Annotated in this window: 19 protein-coding genes; 10 read left to right on the top strand and 9 right to left on the bottom strand. The window is 71.5% G+C overall.

All coding sequences use genetic code 11. The features are described from left to right. The first annotated feature begins 61 nt into the window (after positions 1–61). The 3 genes from AC5PYY_RS16210 (at position 62) to pulA (AC5PYY_RS16200) (ending at position 9,636) form a co-directional block, all read left to right on the top strand. Entirely contained in the window at positions 62–1,156 is a 1,095-nt protein-coding gene (locus tag AC5PYY_RS16210; protein WP_493897811.1) for an NADH:flavin oxidoreductase/NADH oxidase, read from the top strand. Between the two features lie 97 nt (positions 1,157–1,253). After that, on the top strand, positions 1,254–6,965 hold the full coding sequence (gene pulA, locus AC5PYY_RS16205; protein WP_493897810.1) for a pullulanase-type alpha-1,6-glucosidase: 5,712 nt from the start codon (positions 1,254–1,256) through the stop codon (positions 6,963–6,965). 22 nt (positions 6,966–6,987) lie between these two features. Next, positions 6,988–9,636: a pullulanase-type alpha-1,6-glucosidase gene (gene pulA / locus AC5PYY_RS16200; RefSeq protein WP_493897809.1), complete on the top strand. Its 2,649-nt coding sequence runs from the start codon at positions 6,988–6,990 to the stop codon at positions 9,634–9,636. Positions 9,637–9,777: 141 nt separating this feature from the next. On the opposite strand, the gene AC5PYY_RS16195 is transcribed toward pulA (AC5PYY_RS16200), so the two are convergent. From AC5PYY_RS16195 to AC5PYY_RS16185, 3 genes are all read right to left on the bottom strand, one after another. Then, entirely contained in the window at positions 9,778–11,058 is a 1,281-nt protein-coding gene (locus AC5PYY_RS16195; RefSeq protein WP_493897808.1) for an HNH endonuclease signature motif containing protein, read from the bottom strand. Between the two features lie 240 nt (positions 11,059–11,298). After that, positions 11,299–11,853 (bottom strand): ArsR/SmtB family transcription factor, encoded by a 555-nt coding sequence (locus tag AC5PYY_RS16190; RefSeq protein WP_493897807.1) that lies wholly within the window; start codon positions 11,851–11,853, stop codon positions 11,299–11,301. 1 nt (position 11,854) lies between these two features. After that, complete coding sequence (locus AC5PYY_RS16185) at positions 11,855–13,027, bottom strand: AI-2E family transporter (protein WP_493897806.1); 1,173 nt, start codon at positions 13,025–13,027, stop codon at positions 11,855–11,857. Positions 13,028–13,223: 196 nt separating this feature from the next. Between AC5PYY_RS16185 and rplM the strand changes: the two genes are divergently transcribed. The 3 genes from rplM (at position 13,224) to glmM (ending at position 15,714) form a co-directional block, all read left to right on the top strand. Further along, positions 13,224–13,667 carry a 50S ribosomal protein L13 gene (gene rplM / locus AC5PYY_RS16180; protein ID WP_493897805.1) on the top strand — a complete coding sequence of 148 codons (444 nt, stop codon included), beginning with the start codon at positions 13,224–13,226 and terminating at the stop codon, positions 13,665–13,667. A gap of 16 nt (positions 13,668–13,683) precedes the next feature. Next, the gene (gene rpsI / locus AC5PYY_RS16175) at positions 13,684–14,190 is read left to right on the top strand and encodes a 30S ribosomal protein S9 (RefSeq protein WP_493897804.1); all 507 of its coding nucleotides are present in this window, start codon (positions 13,684–13,686) and stop codon (positions 14,188–14,190) included. A 177-nt stretch (positions 14,191–14,367) separates the two neighbouring features. Continuing rightward, positions 14,368–15,714, top strand: coding sequence for a phosphoglucosamine mutase (gene glmM / locus AC5PYY_RS16170; protein WP_493897803.1), 1,347 nt, complete (start codon positions 14,368–14,370; stop codon positions 15,712–15,714). An 18-nt stretch (positions 15,715–15,732) separates the two neighbouring features. On the opposite strand, the gene AC5PYY_RS16165 is transcribed toward glmM, so the two are convergent. The 4 genes from AC5PYY_RS16165 to glpX are packed head-to-tail and all read right to left on the bottom strand — an operon-like array spanning position 15,733 to position 19,342. Next, positions 15,733–16,791 (bottom strand): MauE/DoxX family redox-associated membrane protein, encoded by a 1,059-nt coding sequence (locus tag AC5PYY_RS16165; protein ID WP_493897802.1) that lies wholly within the window; start codon positions 16,789–16,791, stop codon positions 15,733–15,735. A 33-nt stretch (positions 16,792–16,824) separates the two neighbouring features. Next, positions 16,825–17,340 carry a beta-class carbonic anhydrase gene (locus AC5PYY_RS16160; protein WP_493897801.1) on the bottom strand — a complete coding sequence of 172 codons (516 nt, stop codon included), beginning with the start codon at positions 17,338–17,340 and terminating at the stop codon, positions 16,825–16,827. Between the two features lie 47 nt (positions 17,341–17,387). Next, a complete protein-coding gene (locus tag AC5PYY_RS16155) occupies positions 17,388–18,320 on the bottom strand; it encodes a carbohydrate kinase family protein (RefSeq protein ID WP_493897800.1) in 933 nt (310 codons plus the stop codon). Continuing rightward, positions 18,320–19,342 (bottom strand): class II fructose-bisphosphatase, encoded by a 1,023-nt coding sequence (gene glpX / locus AC5PYY_RS16150; protein WP_493897799.1) that lies wholly within the window; start codon positions 19,340–19,342, stop codon positions 18,320–18,322. The genes AC5PYY_RS16155 and glpX overlap by 1 nt, the downstream gene beginning before the upstream one ends. A 113-nt stretch (positions 19,343–19,455) precedes the next feature. On the opposite strand from glpX, the gene AC5PYY_RS16145 reads away from it, so the two are divergent. Continuing rightward, complete coding sequence (locus AC5PYY_RS16145; RefSeq protein ID WP_493897798.1) at positions 19,456–20,064, top strand: DUF4245 domain-containing protein; 609 nt, start codon at positions 19,456–19,458, stop codon at positions 20,062–20,064. 142 nt (positions 20,065–20,206) lie between these two features. Here the strand turns inward: AC5PYY_RS16145 and AC5PYY_RS16140 are convergent, their stop codons facing one another. Continuing rightward, positions 20,207–20,485 carry an exodeoxyribonuclease VII small subunit gene (locus tag AC5PYY_RS16140; protein ID WP_493897797.1) on the bottom strand — a complete coding sequence of 93 codons (279 nt, stop codon included), beginning with the start codon at positions 20,483–20,485 and terminating at the stop codon, positions 20,207–20,209. 143 nt (positions 20,486–20,628) lie between these two features. On the opposite strand from AC5PYY_RS16140, the gene AC5PYY_RS16135 reads away from it, so the two are divergent. Continuing rightward, positions 20,629–21,306, top strand: a complete 678-nt coding sequence (locus AC5PYY_RS16135) for a MerR family transcriptional regulator (RefSeq protein ID WP_493897796.1) — start codon at positions 20,629–20,631, stop codon at positions 21,304–21,306. 162 nt (positions 21,307–21,468) lie between these two features. On the opposite strand, the gene xseA is transcribed toward AC5PYY_RS16135, so the two are convergent. Then, positions 21,469–22,704, bottom strand: a complete 1,236-nt coding sequence (gene xseA, locus AC5PYY_RS16130) for an exodeoxyribonuclease VII large subunit (RefSeq protein WP_493897795.1) — start codon at positions 22,702–22,704, stop codon at positions 21,469–21,471. 130 nt (positions 22,705–22,834) lie between these two features. On the opposite strand from xseA, the gene AC5PYY_RS16125 reads away from it, so the two are divergent. Then, a complete protein-coding gene (locus AC5PYY_RS16125) occupies positions 22,835–23,026 on the top strand; it encodes a hypothetical protein (RefSeq protein WP_493897794.1) in 192 nt (63 codons plus the stop codon). Next, the gene (locus AC5PYY_RS16120; protein WP_493897793.1) at positions 23,023–23,733 is read left to right on the top strand and encodes an alpha/beta fold hydrolase; all 711 of its coding nucleotides are present in this window, start codon (positions 23,023–23,025) and stop codon (positions 23,731–23,733) included. The genes AC5PYY_RS16125 and AC5PYY_RS16120 overlap by 4 nt, the downstream gene beginning before the upstream one ends. The last annotated feature ends 1 nt before the right edge of the window (position 23,734 follow it).

Here is a 23,734-nt window from a genome sequence, read left to right as displayed (position 1 = left end):
CCCCGCCTCAGCAGAGGCGGGGCCTTCGTCATGCTTCAGGGGTTTGGCAGACTGCCTCGGCATGACACCTCGTCTCTTCAAGCCGGTGACCCTGCGTGGCCTGACTGTTCCCGGTCGCGCCTGGGTATCGCCGATGTGCCAGTACTCCTGTCGGCCCAGCGAGCCCGGTTTCGTCACCGACTGGCACCTGGCGCATCTGGGCGGCTTCGCGATCGGGGGAGCCCCCCTGGTCATGAGCGAGGCCACCGCCGTGACCAAGGACGGCCGGATCTCGCCCTGGGACGCCGGACTGTGGGAGGACCAGCAGGTGGTGGCCTGGCAGCGCGTGGTGTCCCTCGTGCACGGCGCCGGCGCCCGGGCCGGGATCCAGCTGGGGCATGCCGGGCGCAAGGGGTCGACCTTTCCTCCGTTCCACGAGCGCGGCGGCACGGTGACCGATGCCGACGGCGGGTGGCAGACGGTCGCGCCGACCGCGGCGGCCTTCGGCGACCTCGCGGCTCCCCGCGCGATGGGCCAGCAGGACATCGACCACGTCGTGCGGGCCTTCGGCGCTGCTGCCCGCCGTGCGGTGGCCGCCGGCTTCGACCTGGTCGAGGTGCACGGCGCCCATGGCTACCTGCTCGCGGAGTTCCTGAGCGCCGTCGTCAACGATCGCGGTGATGGGTATGGCGGATCGCTCGAAGGGCGAGCCACCCTCCTGCTCGCGGTGCTGGAAGCGATGCGAGCTGCGCTCCCGGAGTGCATGCCCCTGCTGGTCCGCCTGTCCGCGACGGACTGGGCGCAGGGTCAGGTCGAGGACGACGTGGAACGCACGGTGGCCCTGTGCCGGTGGCTCGCCGAGGCGGGGGTCGACCTCATCGACGTCTCGAGCGGTGGCAACCTTCCAGCGCCGCACATCCCGGTCGGTCCGGGCTATCAGACGCGGTTCGCCGCAGCGGTTCGTGAGGCAGTCTCCGTGCCCGTGAGCACGGTGGGCATGATCACGCAGCCGCGTCAGGCCGAACATGTGCTCACCAGCGGACAGGCCGACGTCGTCATGCTGGGCCGGGCAGCACTTGCGGACCCTCGATGGTGGCACCGAGCCGCCCACCAGCTCGGCCACGACCTGCCCTGGGTCGCCCCCTACGACCGGGTGCAGGACCGTCACGTCTACTGACAGCCTGCAAGTTCTTGCGAAAGACTGTTGTCTTTCCCACAAGCGCGGGGTTAGATTGAAAGGCAGTCACTGACGCCTGTCCCCTTGGAGTCCCGCAATGACGCGTGTTCTGCTCGCCGGCGCCCTCGGCGCCGCCTTGCTGTCCTCGACCGCCCTGGTGGCGTCCCCGCTCACCGATGCGGTCGTCCCTGCGGCCGTCGCGGCCGAGCCTCGCACCGTGACCCTGGTGGGAGACCTCCAGGCTGAGCTCGGCTGCGAGACCGACTGGGACGCGGCCTGCGAGGCCACCGTGCTGGAGCCGGTGGAGGGCAGTGGGACGGCATACTCCGCTGTCTTCGAGGTACCGGAGGGCAGGTGGGAGTACAAGGTCGCGCTCGACGGCGGCTGGGACGAGGCGCACCCGGCGGACAACCTCCCCCTGGTCCTCGAGGGGCCGGCCAGCCTGGAGTTCTCCTTCGACGACGAGAGCGACGCCATCGGCGTCGCGCCGACGCAGCTGGCAGGCCCGGCGTCCGAGGCGGATGCCGACCTCGCGCGGGACAGTCTGCGTGCTCCCGTCACCGGTGAGCAGTTTTACTTCGTCATGGCCGACCGGTTCGCGAACGGCGATGCCTCGAACGACACCGCTGGGATCGAGGGCGACCGCCTCGACCACGGCTTCGACCCGACCGACAAGGGCTTCTTCCACGGAGGTGACCTGGCCGGGGTCATGGACCGGCTGGACTACATCGAGGGTCTGGGCACGACCGCCATCTGGCTCACCCCGAGCTTCAAGAACCGCCCGGTCCAGGGGTCTGGTGCCGACGCCTCTGCGGGCTACCACGGCTACTGGGTGACCGACTTCACCCAGATCGACCCGCACCTCGGGACCAACGAGGAGATGAAGGCGCTCATTGACGAGGCGCACGCCCGGGGGATGAAGGTCTACTTCGACATCATCACCAACCACACGGCCGACGTCATCAGCTACGAGGAGGGGGAGTACTCCTACATCGACAAGGCCACCGAGCCCTACCGCGACGCGGCCGGCAACGTCTTCGACGACCGTGACTACGTCAACAAGCCCTTCCCACTGCTCGACCCCGAGACCTCCTTCCCCTACACGCCCGTCTTCCGCATCGAGGAGGACGCGAGCGTCAAGGTCCCGGAGTGGCTCAACGACCCGACGCTCTACCACAACCGGGGCGACTCGACCTTCGCCGGCGAGTCCAGCACCTATGGCGACTTCGTCGGCCTCGACGACCTCTTCACCGAGAACCCCGAGGTCGTGGACGGCATGGTCGACGTCTACTCCACCTGGGCGGACTTCGGCATCGACGGCTTCCGCATCGACACCGTCAAGCACGTCAACCTGGAGTTCTGGCAGGAGTTCAGCCCGCGCGTGCTCGAGGCGGCCCGCGCCGGCAACGACGACTTCTTCATGTTCGGTGAGGTCTACGACAGCAACCCGGAGTACCTCTCGACCTTCTCCACCGAGGGGCAGCTGCAGGCCGTCATCGACTTCGGCTTCCAGGCGCGTTCCGTCAGCTTCGCCCGGGGCGGCGCCACCACCGACCTGCGCACCTTCTACGCGCAGGACGACTACTACACCGACGCCGACTCCAACGCTTACCAGCTGCCGACCTTCACCGGCAACCACGACATGGGTCGGGCCGCGATGATGCTCGCAGGTGACTACTCGGGGGAGGAGCTGCAGTCGCGGGTCGAGCTGACCAACGCGCTGATGTTCCTCACCCGTGGCCAGCCGGTCGTCTACTACGGCGACGAGCAGGGCTTCGTCGGCGACGGTGGCGACAAGGATGCGCGACAGGACATGTTCGCCACGCAGGTGCAGGAGTATGCCGAGGAGCCGGTCATCGGTGCCCCGGCCGGCTCGATGGATCGCTACGACACCGCGCACCCGCTCTACACCCAGATCGCCGGCCTGAGCGAGCTCGTGGCCGAGCACCCGGCGCTGGCCGATGGCGCCCAGATCCACCGCTACGCCAGCTCCGGCGCAGGGATCTACGCCTTCTCCCGGATCGACGCCGAGGAGCTCGTGGAGTACGTCGTCGTCGCCAACAACTCCACCGAGACGCAGGCTGCGCAGCTGCCCACCTACGGCGACCGCATCACCTACCGCGGCATCTACGGCGACGACGCCCGGCTCCGGGCCGACCGGGAGGGCCGGATCGACGTCGAGGTCGCCCCGCTGTCCGTCGAGGTCTACGAGGCCCAGCGCTCGGTCCGCAAGCGCGCCGAGGCGCCCGCCGTCTACCTCAACTCGCCGTCCGCCGGCGCAGTGGTCGGTGGCCGCGCCGAGATCGGGGCCTCGGTCCCGGAGAACACCTTCGCGCAGGTGACCTTCGCCTACCGCCCGGTCGGCACGCAGGAGTGGACGGTGCTCGGCACCGACGACAACGCGCCCTACCGGGTCTTCCACGACGTCAGCGGTATGCCGTTCGGCACGCTGCTGGAGTATCGCGCCGTCCTGCAGGACGCGTCGGGCAACGTGTCGACGTCCTCGGGCTACGGCACCGTCGGTGAGGCGACCTCCGGCGGCGGCGATGGCGGTGGCGGCACCGGCCCGGTCGGCCCGGTCGAGCAGCCGGACGCCGTGAGCGTGCCCGGCAACCACAACTCGGAGATGGGCTGCCCCGACGACTGGCAGCCCGACTGCGACCAGGCTCAGCTGGCGCTGGATGCCGGTGACCTGGTCTGGAAGGGCACCTACGACCTCCCGGCCGGAAGCTACGAGTACAAGGCCGCCATCAACCGGTCGTGGGACGAGAACTACGGCGGCGGCGGCCAGCAGGGTGGGAGCAACATCGCCTACACCGCACCCGGCGGCCCGGTGACCTTCTTCTACGAGCACGCCCGCCACTACGTCACCTCGGACGCCGAGGGCCCGATCATCACGGCGCCGGGCAGCTTCCAGGACGAGATCGGCTGCGGTGGCGACTGGTCGCCCGACTGCATGCGCTCCTGGCTGATCGACCCCGACGGCGACGGGACCTACACCTGGTCCACGACCCAGATCCCGGCCGGCAACTACGAGTTCAAGGTCGCGCACGGGCTGTCCTGGGACGAGAACTACGGCGCCGACGGCGCGCGGGACGGCAGCAACATCGGTTTCTCCGTGCCCGGCGACGGCGTCGTCACGACGATCAGCTACGTCCTGGAGACGCACCAGATCAGCGTGACCACCTCCGAGGCCGGCGTCGCTCCCGACCTCACCACGGCCCGCGCCTACTGGCTGGCCGAGGACCTGCTGGCCTGGCCGGCCGACGGCGTGGACGACCCGAGCCTGCGCGACTGGCGGCTGCACTGGTCGCCCGACGGCGGTCTCGCGGTCGACGCCGAGGCGATCACCGGGGGTGACTCGGCCGGGCTCACCTACGACCCGGACGGCCTGCCCGCCGACGTCGTCGAAGACTTCCCGCACCTCGAGGGCTACCTCGCGCTCCGCCTGGACTCGAAGGTCGCGCGCGACGCCGACGAGATCCTGCAGGGCCAGGTCGCGGTCGCGATGTACGACGACCTGGGCCGGCTCCGGGACGCGACCGGGGTGCAGATCCCCGGGGTCCTGGACGACCTCTACGCCGACAGGGCTGACCGCGCCGAGCTCGGGGTCAGCTGGAGCGGGGTGTCCCCGGCGCTGCGACTCTGGGCCCCGACGGCCCAGGACGTCGACCTGCTGCTGTGGCCGCAGGGTGGGGACGGTGAGCCGACCCGCGTCGACATGCGCCGCACCGACGACGGGGTCTGGACCGCCCGCGGCAAGCGAGACTGGACCGGGATGGAGTACCGCTACGAGGTCGACGTCTTCGTGCCCTCGACGGGTGCCGTCGAGGTCAACGAGGTGACCGACCCGTACTCCGTGGCCCTGACGTTGAACAGCGCACGGTCCGTGATCGTCGACCTCGACGACGAGCAGTGGCAGCCCGAGCTGTGGCAGGAGGCCAGTGCGCCGACGCTGCGGGACGAGGTGGACCAGACCATCTACGAGCTGCACGTGCGCGACTTCTCGATGGCCGACCCGGATGTCCCGGAGGAACTGCGGGGGTCCTACCTCGCGTTCGCGGAGGACGGCTACGGTCGTCGCCACCTGGAGGCGCTGGCCGAGGCGGGCATGAACACCGTGCACCTGCTGCCGACCTTCGACATCGCCTCGATCGAGGAGGACCCGGAGGCGCAGACCGCGCCGGACTGCGACCTCGAGTCCTTCGCCCCGGACAGCGAGGAGCAGCAGGCCTGCGTCATGGCTCAGGCCGACACGGACGCCTTCAACTGGGGCTACGACCCGTGGCACTTCATGGCTCCGGAGGGCTCCTACGCCTCGAGCGCCGAGGGCGCCTATGGCGGCGCCCGCGTGGCCGAGTTCCGCACGATGGTCGGTGGTCTGCACGACTCCGGTATGCGCGTGGTTCTGGACAAGGTCTTCAACCACACGGCGCAGTCGGGTCAGGGTGACAAGAGCGTCCTCGACCAGGTGGTGCCGGGCTACTACCACCGGCTGGGCGCCACCGGTCAGGTCGAGACCTCGACCTGCTGCCAGAACGTCGCCACCGAGCACGCCATGGCCGAGAAGCTCATGGTCGACTCCGTGGTCGTGTGGGCCCGGGACTACAAGGTCGACGGCTTCCGGTTCGACCTCATGGGCCACCACAGCCGCGAGAACATGGAGGCGGTCCGGGCGGCGCTGGACGAGCTCACGCTCCGCCGTGACGGGGTCGACGGCTCGGCGATCACGCTCTATGGCGAAGGGTGGAATTTCGGGGAGGTGGCCGACAACGCCCGCTTCTACCAAGCCTCGCAGGGTCAGCTCGACGGCACGTCCATCGCGACGTTCAACGACCGGCTGCGTGACGGGGTCCGCGGCGGCGGTCCGTTCGACGAGGACCCGGGCGCGGAGAAGGGCTTCGCGACCGGAGGCACGAGCGCGAACGACACCGACCTGGTCCAGGTCGGCCTGGCCGGCAACCTCGCGGACGTGGAGCTGCGCAGCCAGGAGACGGGCGAGGAGGTGACCGGCGCCGAGATCTCGTACAACGGCTCTCCCGCCGGCTACGCCGCGCACCCGGACGAGATCGTCAACTACGTCGACGCGCACGACAACGAGACGATCTTCGACGCGCTGACCTTCAAGCTGCCGCAGGACACCCCGATGGAGGAGCGGGTGCGGCTCAACACCGTGGCCTTGTCCACCACGGCGCTGTCGCAGTCGATCAGCTTCTGGCACGCCGGTGCCGACCTGCTGCGCAGCAAGAGCCTGGACCGCAACTCCTACAACAGCGGCGACTGGTTCAACGTGCTCGACTTCACGATGACCGACAACGGCTTCGGCCGTGGCCTTCCGCCGGCGGCGGACAACTCCGACAAGTGGGACCTCATGCGCCCGCTGCTCGCCGACGCCACCCTGGCGCCGGAGCCCGAGGACATCGAGACCGCGTCGGCGGCCGCCCAGGACCTGCTCCGGCTGCGCTTCTCCACCGAGCTGTTCCGCCTGGGTGACCCCCAGCTGGTGCAGGAGAAGGTCTCCTTCCCCGTCTCCGGCACCGAGGACGGCGACCCGCAGGTCATCGTCATGCGGATCGACGACACCGTCGGTGCCGACGTCGACCCTGAGCTCGAGGGTGTCGTGGTGGTCTTCAACGCCAGCGGCGACGAGGTCACGCAGGTGGTTCCCGGGCTGGAGGGCGCCGACCTGGCGCTGTCCCCGGTGCAGGCCGAGGGCGCGGACGACGTCGTGCGTTCCGCGAGCTGGGACGCCGCGTCCGGCACGGCACAGGTCCCCGCGCAGACCGTGGCGGTCTTCGTCCAGCGTTGATCGAGGCGGCAGGATGGTCGGCGTGGATCACGTCGACCTCCTGCACGCCCGAGCACACTGGCTGACCCGCGACCATGTGGCCCTCCCGCCGACGACGCTGCCGCCAGGGACGGGCGCCGAGGACCTCTCCTGGAGCCTCGGGGTGGCGCCGGACGGGGGCCTGGACCCCGCGTCACCGGAGGAGCAGCTGGACCTGGCCCTGCTCGACGGCGCGCTGCCGCCACGGCTCGCCGAGCGCCACCCGCACCTGGCCTCGTGCTACCCCCTGAAGCTCGTCGACGACAGCCGCGTCGAGGTGGTGCTCCTCGGGCAGGTGGCGCTGCTCGGACACTCGCGCACCGGGGAGCTCCGGGTCGCCACGCACCTGCAGGTGCCCGGCGTGCTCGACGACGTGTATGCCGACGCCGCCACCCGACGCGCCTACGGGCCGAGCTGGACGGGAGAGGTGGGGCACCGCATACCCACCGTCAGCGTGTGGGCGCCCACCGCACGGCACGTGCACCTGCTGCTGTGGGACGGGGTCCCGCCGGATCAGCAGCAGGCATGGGAGCCGACCGGGGAACCCATGCGGGTGCCGATGACGCGGCACGAGGACGGGGCCTGGACCGTGACGGGAACCCCGGCCTGGGCCGGGCGGTGCTACCGGCTGGAGCTCGAGCACGTGCTGCCGCGCACGGGGGAACACCGCCGGGTGACCGCGACCGATCCGTGGTCGACGGGCCTGGCTCTGGACTCGACCCACTCGGTGCTGGTCGACCTCGAGGATCCGGCGCTCGCGCCTGAGCGCTGGCGCGAGACCCCTTCGCCGCGACCGATCCGCGCCGTCGACCAGGCGATCTACGAGCTGCACGTGCGTGACTTCTCCCGGGACGACGAGCAGGTGCCGGCGGAGCACCGGGGAAGCTACCTCGCGTTCGCCGACGAGGGGCCGGGGCGCCGCCACCTGCGCCGGCTCGCCGAGGCAGGCCTCACGACGGTGCACCTGCTGCCGACCTACGACCTGACGTCGGTGCCGGAGGACCCGGCCGAGCAGCTGCCGATCGACGAGGGTGCGCTCGCGGAACTGCCCCCCGATGGCAGCGAGCAGCAACGCCGGGTGCGCGCGCACGCGCTGCGCGACGCCTTCAACTGGGGCTACGACCCGTGGCACTTCCTCGCGGCCGAGGGGTCCTACGCGTCCTCGGCCGGCACGGCGCACGGAGGAGCGCGGACGCGGGAGTTCCGCACCATGGTGGGCGCGTTGCACGAGCTCGGCCTGCGGGTGGTGCTGGACCAGGTCTACAACCACACGACCGACTCCGGGTTGCACCGTGCCTCGGTCCTGGACCGGATCGTCCCCGGCTACTACCACCGGCTCGACGGCGACGGGATGGTGGAGACCTCCACCTGCTGCCAGAACCTGGCGACGGAGCACGCCATGGCGCAGCGGCTCATGGTGGACGGGTGCGTGCTGTGGGTGCGCCACTACCGCGTCGACGGATTCCGCTTCGATCTCATGGGTCACCACAGCACCGCCAACCTGGCTGCCGTCCGGGCGGCGCTCGACGAGCTGACGCTCGAGCGTGACGGCATCGACGGCAGCGCCGTCCATCTCTACGGCGAGGGCTGGGACTTCGGGGAGGTCGCCGGTCACGCCCGCTTCGAGCAGGCGGTCCAGGGTCGGCTCGACGGGACGGGGATCGGCACCTTCAACGACCGGCTGCGCGACGCGGTCCGCGGCGGGGCCGTGCACGACCCGGATCCTCGCGCCGGCCTGGGCTTCGCGACGGGCGGGCAGGACCCGCGGCATACCGATCTGCTGCAGGTGGGCCTCGCGGGCGGCCTGCGCGAGGTGGAGCTGCGCTCGCAGGAGACGGGGGAGTGGGTGCGCGGCGAGCAGGTGCCCTACGGCGGCTCTCCCGGAGGGTATGCCGCCGCTCCCGACGAGGTGGTCAACTACGTCGACGCGCACGACAACGAGACGCTGTGGGACACCCTCCTGCTCAAGCTGCCGCAGCAGACCTCCATGGCGCAGCGACTGCGCCGCAACACCCTCGCCCTGGCCGCGGTGACTCTCTCCCAGGGCATCAGCTTCTGGCACGCCGGAGCAGAGCTGCTGCGCAGCAAGAGCCTGGACCGCAACAGTTATGCCTCGGGAGACTGGTTCAACCACTACGACCCGACCCTGACCGACAACGGCTTCGGTCGGGGACTGCCGCCCGCGCCGGACAACGGCGCGAGGTGGGAGCAGATGCGGCCGTTGCTGGCCGACCCGGAGCTGAAGCCGACGACCGACGACATGGCACTCGCCCGCGACACGGCCCTCGACCTGCTGCGGCTTCGCCGGGCCCACCCGCTGCTGCGTCTCGGCACGGCCGACGCCGTCGTCGGCGCCGTGCGCTTCCCCGTCTCGGGGACCGAGCACGGAGCTCCCGACCTCGTCGTCATGGTGGTGGACGGGAGCCTGCTCGAGGGCAGGCGAACGACGGACGAGAGCGCGGTCATGGTGGTGCTCAACGCCGCCCCGCAGGCTCGGGAGGTCGCGGTGCCGGACGCGGCGGGGGAGCGCTGGGAGCTGTCGCCGGTGCAGCGCGACGGTGCCGACGACGTGGTCAAGTCCGTCACCTGGCACCTGACGGACGGCCGCGTGTCGGTGCCCGGGCTGACGGCGGCCGTCCTCGTGCGACGGTGAGGTGACCTCCGTGGCGACCGCGGGTGGGATGGCCCTCGACCACCGGCAGAGCACGGAGACGCCTCTCATGAGCCGGCGTGAAGGGCCGCTCTGGGCGTGCCTGTGGGCCGGCCCGGTGGGGTCGGCTTCGGGGCGTGGTGGTCATAGGTGCCAGGTGACGGTGCCGCCGGTGATGGTCGCGGTGAGGTCGTGCAGGTGGGCGTGGGTGTGGTGCCTGCCGCAGAGGAGGGCGAGGTTGGTCAGGTCGGTGGCGCCGCCGCGGGCCCAATGGGTGATGTGGTGGGAGTCGCACCACTGCGGCAGCGCGGAGCACCCGGGGAACGTGCACCCACCATCGCGCACCGCGAGAGCTTTCCACTGCGCCGGGGACGCGAACCTCGCCGTGCGGCCCAACGCGAGGGGCTCCCCATTTTGCGGGTTCACCCACACGGGTGTCACCTCCCCGGTGCACGCGTGTTGCGCGGCGGCGCGGGGTGGGACGTAGTCTCCACCCGCGGTGAACGCCGGGCCCCCACCCTGGGCACCCTTCGCGGGGTCGAACGGGATCAGCAGCATCACAGACGCCCTGGCGGTCGAGGGGCCAGCGCCCGGGTTGGACAGGCCCCGGTCGATCACCGTGACCTGCGCGTCGAAGCGGCGTTGCCCTGCCGACCGGGTATCCACCTCCACGACGTGCCCGTGCTCGTCAGTGACCGGCACCGGTGCCGCCAACGCGGAGGTCAGGACCCCGGTGATCGCCGCCGCCCCCGCGGGGGCGGCGATCGTGAACCGCGTCAAGCTCGCTGACCCCCGCCCGATCGTCCGGGTCGTCACGCGGCGCAGCTCGTGCGCGGTGCGCTCTGCCTCGCCTGGGGCCTTGCCCTCCAGGAGGTCTTCGATGAGGCGGTGGCACACCTTCGCCAGGTCCCGGTCCGACACGCCCCGGTTCGCGGCGGCGGTGGTCGCGATCGCCGTGTACTCCCCCAGCTGGTCCACCTCGAGTGAGGTCCTCAGTCGGGTCATGGTGCGGGCGACCAACGCGGCCCGGTGCACCGGGACCGTGCCCGCCGCGACCGCGTCCCCGATCGTGGCCATCGCCGGGTTCGTCGACGCTTTCACGACCGCCGCGATCTGGGACGCCTCCTGAACCGACGTCCACGGGCACCTAGCCCGCAGCCAGTCCACCAACGACAACGACAACGCCGTGTGCACACCCCGTGCATGGGCTTCGCGGACCATCGTGAACGTCACCGCACCCAGCTGGGTCGACACCTCACCCAACGCCTCGACCGAGGCGACCAGGTCCTCCTCCAGGACCGTGACCGCCTCATCCCGGGTGAGCCAGGCCCGGCCCAGGCCCCGCCGGGCCGCGGTCACCCCACCCGAGAGTTCCTGCTCCGGCCGGTCATGCCCCGCCTCGTAAGACGCGGCGACCTCATCCATCAACGCCCGATACGCCCCCGGCCCCAACGCCCCCACATCCACATACCCCGCCCACGGATCCCCACCGAACGGATCATCGCACCCGGCTCGCTCCTGCCCGCCCATCGCCTCCATGAGAAGACTCAACCAACAGGCACTGACATACCCGCTGACCTGCGGCGTTGCCGCGACAGGACGGTTCCTGGCGGAGGACATCGGGGTGACCCGCCAGGCCAGCGGGGCCAGCGAGCTCGCGATCTGTCACTGACGGCCGGAAGGCCGGTCGACCGGCAACGCGCAGGTGTAGACCACCACCCTCTTCGCCTGCGGGTTCCCCTGACCCACGCGCCGGTAGCGCTCCAGCACCTCGAGCAGCTCGGCGCGCAGCGCGGTGAGCTGCTCGGCGCTCACCTGCACGGTGTGGTCCTCCAGGCCGCACAGCTCCCGCCAGACGGGGTCGTAGGACTCGCGTTCGCCCAGCCACGCCTGGGCGCGGTCGCCGAAGTGCGCGAGGTAGTCGAGCGCCAACCAGTTGGCCGCCTGGGCCTCGTCCTCGTCCAGCGGTTCGTCCTCGATGACGCTCGGCGCCCCGTCGTCGACGGCGCTCCACACGCGTCGCCGCCCGGTCCCGGTGCCAGTGTCCTCGACCAGTCCCACCTCCGCCAGCCGCCTCAGGTGGTATGACGTCGCCCCGGTGTGGGTGCCGAGCGCGTCGGCGAGCTGGGTCGCCGTCGCCTCGCCGTGCACCCTCAGCTCGGCGAGGATCCGGCTGCGCAGCGGGTGCGCCAGCGTGCGTAGCGCGGAACGCTCGCTCACCTCACGTCTCCTGGTGGAAGCTCTCGCCGGTGGAGTCGGCCACCGCCGTCTCGGGCTTGGCCGCGAGGAAGGCGTTGAACCAGCGCGCCTTCGGGTCGGCGTCGATGAGCAGTGCCTTCACCAGCAGCGTGGCCGGCAGGGCCAGCAGGGCCCCGACGGGCCCGAGCACCCAGGCCCACACGAGCAGCGAGATGAAGGCCACCGTCGGCGTCACCCCCACGGCGTCACCGGTGAACTTGGGCTGGATGAGGGACTGCACCACGAAGTTGAGGACGCTGTAGACCACGACGACCAGGAGGGCGTTGAGTGGGCCGTTGGCCAGGAGCGCGACGATCGCGGGCGGCACCAGACCGATGACGAAGCCGATGTTGGGGATGTAGTTGGTGAGGAAGGAGACGACACCCCAGGCCAGGGCCAGCGGCACGCCCAGCCAGACGAGGGCGATGACGTCCAGGAGCGCGACGATGAGGCCGAAGATGGTGGTCACCACCCAGTAGCGACGCACGCCCTGGGCGAAGCTGGTCAGGGCGTTGGCGACGTTGGGGTGCTGGTCTCGCGCCAGACCGATCCGACGGCCGGCGCTCATCGAGTCGATCATGAGGAAGAAGATGACGATGACCGTCGTCGTGAGCAGGGTCAGCACGCTGCCCAGGTCGCTGAGGATGCTGCCGAGGGCGCCCACCCACCGGCTGGGGTCGAGCACCGACTCCAGCTGCTGGGCCAGCGTGTCCTGCTCCAGGCCGTAGTCGTTGAGCAACGCGATCACCTGGTTGTAGAGCTCGGTGTAGCGCTGTCGGTACTCCGCGCTCGAGAGCTCCTCCACCATCGCCGCGGCGGCCCAGCCGAGGGCCGCGAAGAAGCCGAGCAGGAAGGAGAAGATGCCGACTCCGGTGAGGGTGGCCGCCAGCCCCGCGGGCATGAGGCGGACCAGCCAGCGCTGCAGCGGCGCGGCCGCGAGGACGAGGTTGAGGGCGAGGAAGGTCGGGGCGATGTAGTCGCGCAGCTGGTGCAGGCCGAGCAGCACGGCGAAGGACAACGCGACACCGAGCAGCACGAGGAGGGCGCGCGGCCACGGCATACCGGCGGAGGCGGGCCCGGGCTCCTGCGGCGCGCTCGGGGCGCGCTCCGGCGCGGGCTGGGCGCGACGACGGCGCAGGGAGGGCAGGATCGGCACGACGTGCTCCTTTCGACCTCCGCAGCCTAGGGCAGGCCCGCAGGATGCACAATATGTGTGCACAGAACTGCTGCAGCAGGCGGCAGCCAGCCCGCCACATGCGCTCTGACCTGCGGATTTGGCCGCTTTGGTCGAGGTGTATGACGTCGCTAGACTGGAACGGTTGCCCGAAACACACGAACACGAAGGTTTGCGAATGCGCACCTATACCCCGAAGGCCGGCGACGTCACCCGCGCCTGGCACGTCATCGACGCCACGGACGTCGTGCTGGGCCGGCTGGCCGCCCAGACCGCCACGCTGCTGCGCGGCAAGCACAAGACGATCTTTGCGCCGCACGTCGACACCGGTGACTTCGTCATCATCGTCAACGCCGACAAGGTGGCGCTGACCGGCGCCAAGCTGGAGCAGAAGAAGGCCTACCGCCACTCCGGCTACCCCGGTGGCCTCAGGGCCGAGAGCTATGAGCAGATGCTCGAGCGTCACCCGGAGCGCGCCGTGGAGAAGGCCGTTCGCGGCATGCTCCCGAAGAACTCGCTGGGACGTCAGATGCTGCGCAAGCTGAAGGTCTACGCGGGTGAGAACCACCCGCACGCGGCTCAGCAGCCGGTCCCGTTCGAGATCTCCCAGGTCGCCCAGTAAGGAACGCGAGAGAGTCATGACTGTCAACGACATCGAGAGCACCGACGGCGGCGACTTCGACGAGAACGCCGTCTCGGAGTACACCACCGAGTCCTCCGCGCCCGTCGAGGCCGCGGCCCAGCGTCCGAGCGCCTCGGCGCCCGGGGCTGGAACCGGACGCCGCAAGCAGGCCGTGGCCCGCGTGCGGATCGTGCCCGGCACTGGCGAGTGGAAGATCAACGGCCGAAGCCTGGCCGAGTACTTCCCCAACAAGGTGCATCAGCAGATCGCGAACGAGCCGCTCACGCTGCTCGAACTCGACGGCGCCTACGACGTGCTCGTCCGCGTGCACGGCGGCGGCCCCTCCGGGCAGGCCGGCGCGGTCCGCCTCGGCGTGGCCCGCTCGCTCAACGGCGTCGACACCGAGCTCAACCGCCCCGCGCTGAAGCGCGCGGGCCTGCTCACCCGCGACGCCCGCGTCCCCGAGCGCAAGAAGGCCGGCCTCAAGAAGGCCCGCAAGGCGCCGCAGTACAGCAAGCGCTGATCGCCGCCGCCCGGTGCTGCCGGGCGGGAGGCCGACGACCGACGGCCCGGCGGGAGATCGTCCCGCCGGGCCGTCGGCGTCGATGCCGCCTCTTCGCAGCCTCTCCGACGAACCCGGGTCGGTGCGGCATACTGCCGTGTCAGCACCTGACGCACACCACACAGCGAAGGACACGTGATGGGACGACTCTTCGGCACCGACGGGGTGCGCGGCCTCGCCAACAAGGACATCACCGCAGAGCTGGCGCTCGACCTGTCCGTGGCGGTGGCGCACGAGCTGGGCGGCCAGAGCGTCTTCGGTGGCGCCCGCGCCACCGCGGTGGTGGGTCGGGATCCCCGGGCCTCCGGGGAGTTCCTGTCGGCGGCGGTCATGGCCGGTCTCGCGTCGGCGGGCGTGGACGTCCTGGACGCCGGGGTGCTCCCGACGCCGGCCATCGCCTACCTCACGCATCGGATGAACGCCGAGATGGGCGCCATGCTCTCCGCCTCGCACAACGCGATGCCGGACAACGGGCTGAAGTTCTTCGCCGACGGCGGCCACAAGCTCGCGGACGAGATCGAGGACCGCATCTCCGAGCGGATCGGCGGGGAGTGGGAGCGGCCGACGGGCGCCGCGGTCGGGCGGATCCGACCGTTCCCGCAGGGGGCCGAGTTCTACATCGACCATCTGCTCCGGTCCGCGCCGGGTCGCCTCGACGGGCTGCGCATCGTGCTGGACGGTGCCCACGGCGCGGCGTCGCACGTAGGGCCCGAGGTCTTCCGTCGGGCCGGTGCCACGGTGGACGTCATCGGCGCCGACCCCAACGGCCTCAACATCAACGAGGACGCCGGCTCGACCCACCTTCGTCAGCTGCAGGAGGCGGTCCGGCTGCGGGGCGCCGACATGGGCGTCGCCTTCGACGGCGACGCCGACCGGTGCCTCGCGGTCGACGCCCGGGGCGAGCAGGTCGACGGCGACCAGATCATGGCGATCCTGGCGCTCACCATGCACGAGCGCGGCGAACTGCAGGACGACACGCTCGTCGCGACCGTGATGAGCAACCTCGGACTGCTCCAGGCGATGGAGCGCGAGGGGATCACCGTGGCCCAGACGGCGGTGGGGGACCGCTACGTGCTCGAAGAGATGCGCGCACACGGCTACTCGCTCGGCGGGGAGCAGTCCGGTCACGTCATCATGCTGGAGCACGGCACCACCGGCGACGGGGTGCTCACCGCGCTCGCGCTGGCCCAGCGCGTCGTGTCGTCCGGGCAGCCGCTGCACGACCTGGCCGGCGTCATGACGCGCCTGCCGCAGGTGCTGGTCAACGTCAAGGGTGTCGACAAGGACCGGGTCGGCGACGACGAGAGTGTGACCCAGGCCGTCGCCGAGGTGGAGGCCGAGCTGGGCTCGCAGGGGCGCGTGCTGCTGCGCAAGTCGGGCACCGAGCCGCTCGTCCGGGTCATGGTCGAGGCCGACACCCAGGAGCGCGCCCAGGAGTATGCCGATCGCCTCGCCGACGTGGTGCGGGACCGCCTCTCGCTCTGAGCTGCGGCGCGGCCGGGGTCAGGCCTCGACGCTCGCCTCGGACAGCTGGGCCTCGATGTCGCTGACGAAGGTCTCGATCTCGTCCACCCCGTTGACCGGTCCACCCGCGAGCAGCCCGTCGGCCCCGAGAAGCACGGCCGCCGGGCTCGATCCGGCCTGCAGCGCGGTGTAGAGCTGGGAGCCCGGATCCCACCAGGTCCCGGACAGCTTCTCGAAGCGGGCGTCGTCCCACGGGGCGTGGGTGTGGACCAGCTGGACGCCCAGCTGGGGGAGTCGCTCCCGCCAGCCGCCGAGCCGGTCCGCGACCTCGAAGGTCGGGCCGCACCAGCAGTTGACCAGCACGACGAGCTGGGCCTGGCTGCGGATCAGGGAGCGCAGGCTGCGCGTCTGCAGGTCGGAATCCACGACGACTCCCGCGGGGATCGGGGCGCGCACGTAGTCGTCCGCCTCCGCCTCGGTGCCGGCGGCTGCTGCGGTGGACCGGTCGCCCGAGGGTGCGGCCCGCCCTGCGTCGGTGCTGCTGCGAGACGCCGAGGTCCGCGGAGCGCGGGGACGTCCCGGTGCGGCGCCGAGCACGAGCACCGCCACGGCAGCCAGGGTTACCGCCAGGAGGAGCCAGGTCCAGTCCCCGGTCGAGTAGTCCGCGACGAGCCCGCCGGCGCTGCGTCCCCCCACCGCGATGGCCAGGGCGACCCCGGCCAGGGCGACCAGCAGGACGTTGCGGATCACCGTGCGCCCGTTGATCCGGTGGTCACCCACCCGGCCGAAGCAGCCGCAGGTCGGCCGGGGGTCGAAGCCCATCGCGCGCACGACGACGAGCAGTAAGGCCACGAACAGACCCGCCGCGAGGACCGCTCCCACGGCATAGGTCCAGCGCCACGGGGTGAGCAGCAGGGCCGCGGTCGCGAGCTCGACGTAGGGCAGCGCCCGGGCCGAGGCGGTCGGGTGGACGACGGACGGCAGACGGAGCAGCCGGATCATGCTCGCGGTCGCGCTCGGGTCTGGCAGCTTGGCGATCCCGGACAGGACGAGGACCGCCGCGAGGGTCAGCGGTGCCAGGGAGAGCGCGGTGGGCATGGGTCCGAGGATACGTGACGCGTCAATGGGTAATCAGACGAGCTGGCTGAGCCGTCCGGTGTCGACGTCGTAGCGGAAGCCGCCGACCTCGGCGCGCCCCTGGATCAGGGGGTGGGTCGTGACGCGACGCACGTCCTCGACGAGGGCGGCCTCCTGGTCCGGGACGACGTGGAAGTGCTGCCACCAGGCGTCCTGCCCCGCGCTCGCGCTCACCTTGTCGCGCAGCTCGTTCTCGGTGGAGGAGGCCACGGCGCACCGGGTGTGCGGGACGACGAGGATGCGCGTCACGCCGAGCAGGTGCACGCCCAGGACAAGAGCCTCCAGCGCTGCGTCGGTCACCCGGCCACCAGGGTTGCGGAAGATCTTGGCGTCCCCGTGGGTGAGGCCGAGCATCTGCAGGGGCTGGATCCGGGAGTCCATGCAGGTGACGATGGCCACGCCGGCGTGGGCGACGCCGTCGAAACCGGCGAGCTCGTCGGCGTGCTCGGTCGCGAAGGTCTCGTTGGCGCGGAGCAGGTCGTCGAAGGCGGAGGACGTGGTGTCGGGCATGGGCTCACTCTAGTGGTAAGCCCGCGGCGTCGGGTCGATCGATCCGGTCAGTCGATCCCGAGGTCGGCTCGGGTGGGGGCTGCCGCTCCGGCCCGGGCGACGGTCCAGCCGGCGCAGGCGACCGCCCGCTCCAACGCCGGCGCGATGTCCTCCAGCTCGGCCCGCGCGAGCCGGGCCCGGGCTTCGGGCGACCCGAGCAGGCCGGCGTCCAGCAGCCCGCTCAGCAGCCCGGACATGAAGGAGTCGCCCGCGCCGACCGTGTCGACGACCTCGACGGTCAGCGACGGCAGCTCCAGCGTGGTGTCGTCGCGCGAGAGATGGACGACCGCGCCGTCGCCCCCGCGCGTCACGACGACCAGCTGCGGTCCGAGCTGGCCCCAGGCGTGCACGACGTCCACGACACTCGCGACGTCGTCCACGCCATACAACCACGCGATGTCTTCCAGGCTCGCCTTGACGACGTCGCTGCGCCCGATGCACTCCTCGATCCGCTGCCGCGTGTCCTCCGCCCGCCCCATGATCGTCGGTCGGGCGTTGGGGTCATAGCTGACCGTCGCGGCCTCCCGGGCCTGCCCGATCAGGTCCACCACCGCGGAGCCGCCCGGCTCCAGCGTGGCGGCGATGGACCCGGTGTGGACGTGCCCGACGCCCGCCAGGTCCTGATCGCCGATCTCCCAGCTCAGGTCGAACTCGTAGGTCGCGACCGCGTCGGCATCCAGGTGCGCGGTCGCCGTCGACGTGTGCGGAGCCGACATCGACCCCTCGGTGAGCTGCACGTCATACCGCTGCAGGTGGTCGCGCACCTCCTCGCCGCGCTCGTCCTGACCGAGGTATGCCGTGAGCCGGCTCTCGTGGCCCAGCGCGGCGACCCCGATGGCGACGTTGGCGGGTGATCCCCCGACGTGCTCGCTCTGCTCGCCGTCGCCGTGCGGGACGACGATGTCGATGAGCGCCTCCCCGACCGTCAGCACCGCCCCCATCACACGGACTCCGGCGCGAGCGAGTCGGCGATGGCCGCGACCTTGTCGAGGCGGTGGTGGGAGGTGATCTCCCGGATGGTGCCCGACCGGGAGCGCATCACCAGGGACTGGGTGGTGGCGGTGCCGGAGCCGTAGCGCACGCCGCCCAGCAGCTCGCCGGTGGTGATGCCGGTGGCCACGAAGAAGCAGTTGTCGCCGGTGACGAGGTCGTCGGTGGACAGGACCCGGTCGAGGTCGTGACCGGCGTCGATCGCCTTCTGACGCTCGTCGTCGTCCTTGGGCCAGAGGCGGCCCTGGATCACGCCGCCCATCGCCCTCATCGCGCAGGCGGTGATGATGCCCTCGGGCGTACCGCCGATCCCGATGAGCATGTCGACCGAGGAGTCCTCGCGGGCCGCCGCGATCGCCGCGGCGACGTCACCGTCGGTGATGAACCGGAGCCGGGCGCCGGCCTCCCGGACCTCGTGGGTGTACTGCTCGTGCCGGGGACGGTCCAGCATGATGACCGTCAGATCCTCGACGTAGCGCTTCTTGGCGCGCGCGATCCGGCGAAGGTTCTCGCGGATGGGCAGGCGGATGTCGACCCGGTCCGCGACGTCGGCGCCCACGACCAGCTTGTCCATGTAGAAGACGGCGGAGGGGTCGTACATCGTGCCCCGCTCGGAGACCGCCATGACCGCGATCGAGTTGTCCATGCCCTTGGCGGTAGGGGTGGTGCCGTCGATCGGGTCCACCGCGACGTCCACGGCGGGACCGGTGCCGTCACCGACCTGCTCGCCGTTGAAGAGCATCGGCGCCTCGTCCTTCTCACCCTCGCCGATGACGACGACGCCGTCCATGGCGACCTGGGAGATGACCTTGCGCATCGCCTCGACCGCAGCGTTGTCGGCCAGGATCTTGTCGCCGCGACCCACCCACCGGCCGGCGGCCAGCGCGGCGGCCTCGGTCACCCGCACCAGTTCCAGCGCGAGGTTGCGGTCCGGGAGGACCTGGTCGGTGGTCTTGGGGGAACGGTCGGCCATGAGCCACTCCTTCGTCGGACGATGCGCCACGATCACCCTATCTGCTGGCGGTGGGCCGGGCGCGGGGTGCGCCTGGGGCGGGGGTGGGCGGCGCGGGGTGCGACCATGGAGAGGTGAGCAGCGCCCCCGAGACCGCCGACCCTGGACCGGGCGGACCCCCGGCACCGCCAGACCGCCGCCGGCAGCGGCTGGCGTCCTACACGGTGCGCAACATGGTCTACTCCATGCTCATCGTGCTCGCGCTGGTCCTCGTCTGGTGGTCGGTCACCTACAACCCCACCGAGCAGCAGCCCCGCGCGGTGGAGGTCGGGTCCACCGCGACGTATGCGGCGGAGCAGGCCGACTGGCCGGTGTGGGTGCCGGACCCGGGAGAGGGGTGGACGCCGACCGTGGTGTGGTTCGAGCCGGTGGAGGAGGTGCCCACGTGGCATGTCTCGTACGTCACGCCGGAGGGTGAGTACCTCGCCCTCCACCAGGCCGCCGACGTCACCCAGGTCTGGCAGGAGGAGGTGCTCGCCGGGGCCGACGAGGTCGGTGAGGTCGGCCTGGCCGGGCCCACGGGGGAGCGCACCTGGAGCGTGTGGGAGGCAGAGTCCGGCAACGCCCAGAACGCCTGGGTGCTGGGGCCGGACGATGCGGACGGCTCGACCGTCGCGGTCCACGGCACGGCAGCCGAGGACGAGGCCCAGGAGTTGCTCGACTCGGTCGAGCCACGCGACTGAGGATCGACCGACCGCGCGATATGCCGTGTCTGGCCGCGCGATATGCCGTGACTGGCCGCGCGGTATGCCGTGACTGCCCGCGCGGTATGCCGTGGCGACCCGACTGGAGGCCCGTTCTGCGTCCAGAGCGTGCGGCCGGTCGTCAGTCCTCGTCGGTGGAGGGGGCGCGGGCTGACTCGCCGCGGTCGGTGGCCTGGTCGAGGCTCTCCTGGGCGGCGTCAAGCTTGGTCTGGCAGTGGGCCGCGAGCGCCTCGCCGCGCTCCCAGAGCTGCATGGCCTCCTCGAGCGGCACCTGGCCGGACTCGATCCGCGCCACGAGCGCGACCAGCTCGTCTCGGGCCTGCTCGTAGCTCAGGTCGGCCACGGGAGGCAGGTCGGTGTCGTCGGTCGCGGGCTCGGGGGACTGCGCAGCGGGTGTCACCCCGTCACCGTACGCCGTGGGAAAACCTGGTGGCCGACCCCTGCCCGCCCGAGGGGGTCGACGCCGTCCGGGCGTCCTTCACGAGCACCCTCTCCGGGCCCTGCCTTGACCCTCACCCTGGTCGAGGGTCGACAGTGATCCTCATGCACGGACACCTGCTGCCCATCGGTGAGGTCTCGCGCCGCAGCGGTCTGACGATCAGCGCCCTCCGGTTCTACGACCGCGAGGGAGTCCTCCCCGCAGCACGCGTCGACCCGGCGACAGGCTACCGCCGCTACGACCCGGCGACAGGCTACCGCCGCTACGACCCGGGTCAGGTGCGCCAGGCCCGTCTGCTGGCCGGGATGCGCCGGGTCCAGCTCCCGCTCGCGGAGATGGTCGCCGTCCTCGACGCGGGTGGCGACGGCGAGACCGTCCGCGACCTGCTGGACTGGCACGTGCGGCGTCTGGAGCGTGGCCTGAAGCAGGCGCGTTCGGAGGTCGAGCGCCTGGCCTCGCTCGCGGCGGGGAGCACTGTTGCCGTGCGGGTCGGCGGGGCCGAGCTGGCTGAGGCGCTGCGCGACGTCCGGTATGCCGTCTCGCAGGACCCGGATCATCCCGCCCTGGGCGCGGTGCTCCTCGAGTGCGAGGGCGACACCGATGCCGAGGTGGTCGAGCTGGACGGTGGACACCTGGTCTCTCGGCCCTTCCTCCGCGAGGCGCTCGCCGGAGTGGGGCCGCGTGGTCAGCTCCGACTGCCCGGCTCGATGGGGCCACTGCTCCTGGCCAACGACACGGGCTCCCGTCTCGCCCTCGTCATGCCCATCCGCCCGGAGATCTGATGAGCCTGCTGCTGCACCTGTGCCGGGAGTGCCGGCACCAGGCGGCCTCGCACGAGGGGGGCGACCGCGGCTACAGCGGTTGCGCCTGCTGTCGGGGCCGAGGTGACATCGCCGCCGACCAGCCCGACCGCGGGAGCGGTGGCGAGGCGCAGCCACGCCCCCTCAGCGGCTGACCGGTCGCACCGCGAAGTCGCCTCGGGCCACGGTGACTCGCAGCAGCTCCTCGGCGTCGACCTCCGCCCGGTCGCGGACGATGGCGCCGTCACCGTGGCGCACCACGGCATACCCCCGCTCCAACGTGTGCTGCGGCGAGACCGCGCGCAGGTGCCGGGCGAGCTGATCAGCGCGATCGCGCTCGCGCTCGACGCGGGCGCCGAGCACCTCCCGGCCCCGACGGTGCAGTGCGTTCACCTCAGCCCGGTGCTGGGCCACGATCGCCGCGCGGTCTGCCATGACCGGGCGGGCCATGAGGTCGCGCAGTCGCTGGCGCTCGCGGTCGATCCGCGAGCGCAGGGCGCGCCGCGAGCGGGCGGCGACCGTGGCCAGCCCGCGCAGCTCGTCGGCGACGTCCGGCACCACCGCAGCGGCTGCGTGGGTCGGCGTCGAGGCGCGGAGGTCGGCGACGAAGTCGAGCAGCGGGGTGTCGCTCTCGTGCCCGATCGCCGACACGACGGGGGTGCGGATCTCGGCGACCGCGCGCACGAGCGCCTCGTTGGAGAACGGCAGCAGGTCCTCGAACGAGCCGCCGCCCCGGGCGACGACGATGACCTCGACCTCGGCCACGTCGTCCAGCTCCCGCAGCGCGGCGGTCACCGCCGGGACGGTGTCGGTGCCCTGGACGGCGACCTGGCGCACCTCGACCTGCGCCGCGGGCCACCGCCGGCGGACCCCGGCGAGCACGTCGTGCTCGGCCGCCGTCGCACGCCCGGTCACCAGGCCGATGCGGCGCGGGAGGAAGGGCAGTGGGCGCTTGCGGTCCGCGTCGAAGAGACCCTCGCTGCGCAGCAGCTGCTTGAGGTGCTCCAGCCGTGCGAGCAGCTCGCCGACGCCGACGTGCCGCATCTGCCGGGCCTCCAGCTGCAGCGTGCCGCGCTTGGTCCAGAACGTGGGCTTGGCGTGGACCACCACCCGCGCGCCCTGCTGCGGCGGACTCGGCATGGCATCGAGCGCGCCGGTCGGGATGGCGACCGACAACGACATGTCGACGTCGGTGTCGCGCAGCGTGAGGAACGCGGTCGACATCCCGGGTCGACGGTTGAGCTGCACGATCTGACCCTCGACCCACAGCGGAGACATCTTGTCGACGTAGTCGCTGATCTTCATCGACAGCGTCCGCACCGGCCACGGGGAGGAGGCCGTGGTCTCCCGGGCGGTCGGGGGCAGCGACGGCGACGGCACCACGTCAGGGTATGCCGTGGCTCGGCCTCACGCGGGCGGCACGCGGGCAAGGTCACGGGTGGGTCACGATCCGCCGCGTCGCATGGCGTGTCACAGATGTCACGCGCGTCACACACGCCACACTGCGATCATGGAAGAGAGCGTGCGTTCGTCGTTGGAGCAGCTGCACCTCACCGAGCAGGAGCTCTGCCGGGCCTGCCTCAACGCGGTGGCGGACGGCCACCGGGTCGCAGAGGTGCTCGAGGAGCTCATCGCCTTCGCCGGTCATCCGGTCGGCCAGGGTGTCGAGCTCGGGCGGCACCGCCAGCAGCTCGCTGGGTGAGCCCTCGCCTCGTCCTGGTCCACGGGACGCGGATGAGTGCGGCGCAGTGGCAGCCTTACCGGGCGCTGCTGCCGGAGATCGACCTGGTCACGATCGACCTGCCCGGCCACGGCGAGCGGGTCGGCGAGGCCTTCACGCGCGAGGCGGCGTTGAGCGCCATCGACGATGCGGTGTCGATGGCGTCCGCAGGCGGCCTGGCGCCGGTGCTGGCGGGTCACAGCCTGGGCGGATACCTCTCTATGATGTGGGCGGCCCAGCATCCGACGTCGCTCGCCTCCCTGGTGCTGCTCGGGGCCACGGCGGACCCTCGGGGGCCGCTCACCGGGGTCTACCGCGGCTTCGCGCGCCTGCTGCCCGCTGTCGGTGAGGACCGGATGGCCCGCGGTGCCAACGCGGTGATGCGGGCGCTGGGTGCGCGAGGCGAGCACGCCGCGCTGCTGCCCGACGGGCGGGCGTATGCTGCGCTCCCGGCGGCGTGGGAGGTGATCATGACCGAGGTCACGCCAGAGCTCCTCTCGTCGGTCGCGTGCCCGGTGGTCCTCGTCAACGGCCAGTTCGACCAGATGCGACTCCACGTGCGCAGGTTCGCGGCCGCGGCCCGCGACGCCCGGGTCGTGACCGTCCCTCGGGCTTCGCACCTCATGCCGGCCACGCACCCGCGACAGGTCGCCCAGGTGCTCCGGGACGCGGCCCGTGCCGTGGGCTGAG

This window comes from Serinicoccus sp. JS2-9, assembly GCF_059025165.1.
This window is presented reverse-complemented; position numbering and strand designations above follow the sequence as displayed.

Coding starts and splice junctions, on each gene's coding strand:
- AC5PYY_RS16210 (WP_493897811.1), top strand. CDS start 62: ATGACACCTCGTCTCTTCAAGCCGGTGACCCTGCGTGGCCTGACTGTT.
- pulA (WP_493897810.1), top strand. CDS start 1,254: ATGACGCGTGTTCTGCTCGCCGGCGCCCTCGGCGCCGCCTTGCTGTCC.
- AC5PYY_RS16195 (WP_493897808.1), bottom strand. CDS start 11,058: ATGGATGAGGTCGCCGCGTCTTACGAGGCGGGGCATGACCGGCCGGAG.
- rplM (WP_493897805.1), top strand. CDS start 13,224: ATGCGCACCTATACCCCGAAGGCCGGCGACGTCACCCGCGCCTGGCAC.
- rpsI (WP_493897804.1), top strand. CDS start 13,684: ATGACTGTCAACGACATCGAGAGCACCGACGGCGGCGACTTCGACGAG.
- glmM (WP_493897803.1), top strand. CDS start 14,368: ATGGGACGACTCTTCGGCACCGACGGGGTGCGCGGCCTCGCCAACAAG.
- AC5PYY_RS16165 (WP_493897802.1), bottom strand. CDS start 16,791: ATGCCCACCGCGCTCTCCCTGGCACCGCTGACCCTCGCGGCGGTCCTC.
- AC5PYY_RS16160 (WP_493897801.1), bottom strand. CDS start 17,340: ATGCCCGACACCACGTCCTCCGCCTTCGACGACCTGCTCCGCGCCAAC.
- AC5PYY_RS16155 (WP_493897800.1), bottom strand. CDS start 18,320: ATGGGGGCGGTGCTGACGGTCGGGGAGGCGCTCATCGACATCGTCGTC.
- glpX (WP_493897799.1), bottom strand. CDS start 19,342: ATGGCCGACCGTTCCCCCAAGACCACCGACCAGGTCCTCCCGGACCGC.
- AC5PYY_RS16135 (WP_493897796.1), top strand. CDS start 20,629: ATGCACGGACACCTGCTGCCCATCGGTGAGGTCTCGCGCCGCAGCGGT.
- AC5PYY_RS16125 (WP_493897794.1), top strand. CDS start 22,835: ATGGAAGAGAGCGTGCGTTCGTCGTTGGAGCAGCTGCACCTCACCGAG.